Source organism: Bradyrhizobium tropiciagri, assembly GCF_001189845.1.
Taxonomy (GTDB): Bacteria; Pseudomonadota; Alphaproteobacteria; order Rhizobiales; family Xanthobacteraceae; genus Bradyrhizobium; species Bradyrhizobium tropiciagri.
This window is the reverse complement of record NZ_LFLZ01000187.1, coordinates 1-572: the sequence shown is the minus strand read 5'-3', so window position 1 is coordinate 572 and position 572 is coordinate 1. Positions and strand designations below refer to the sequence as shown.

1 pseudogene is annotated in these 572 nt (G+C 64.3%); it reads right to left on the bottom strand.

Features of this window, described 5'->3' with window-relative positions:
- Positions 1-572: pseudogene (locus tag AKN84_RS44345) on the bottom strand (IS630 family transposase); the annotation flags it as partial.

The window sequence follows — 572 nt, the reverse complement described above, 5'->3', positions numbered from 1 at the left end:
GGAAGGCGTCTGCGATAGCTGTTTCCAAGGTCTCGATAGTTCTGGCGGCGGCCTTGCGCAGCCGCGATTTGAACTTGGCGAAGGCGTTTTCGATCGGATTGAAGTCGGGCGAATAGGGTGGCAGCAGAATAAGGTTTGCGCCGCATGCCTGGATGGCGGCGCGGACGGCCGCCCCCTTGTGCGCCGGCAGATTGTCCATCACCACGATGTCGCCGGGATCGAGTGTCGGCGCCAGAACCTGCTCGACATAGGCGCGGAAGGCGACGGCGTTCATCGGTCCGTCGAGCGTCATCGGCGCGGTCAAGGCGGTGCGGCGCAGGGCTGCGGTAAAGGTCGTGGTTAGCCAATGACCGTGCGGGATCGGGGCACGGCAGCGGCTGCCGCGCCTGGAGCGACCGTAAAGTCGGGCCATCTTGGTGGAAGCCCCGGTCTCGTCGATAAAGACCAACTTGTCCGGATCCAGGCTCGGTGCCAGCTCACGCCAAGCCTCGCGGGCGGCTGCGACGTCGGGCCTGTCCTGCTCGGCTGCGTGCGCGGTTTTTTTTGAAGGTGATGGCATGACGGTCGAGAAA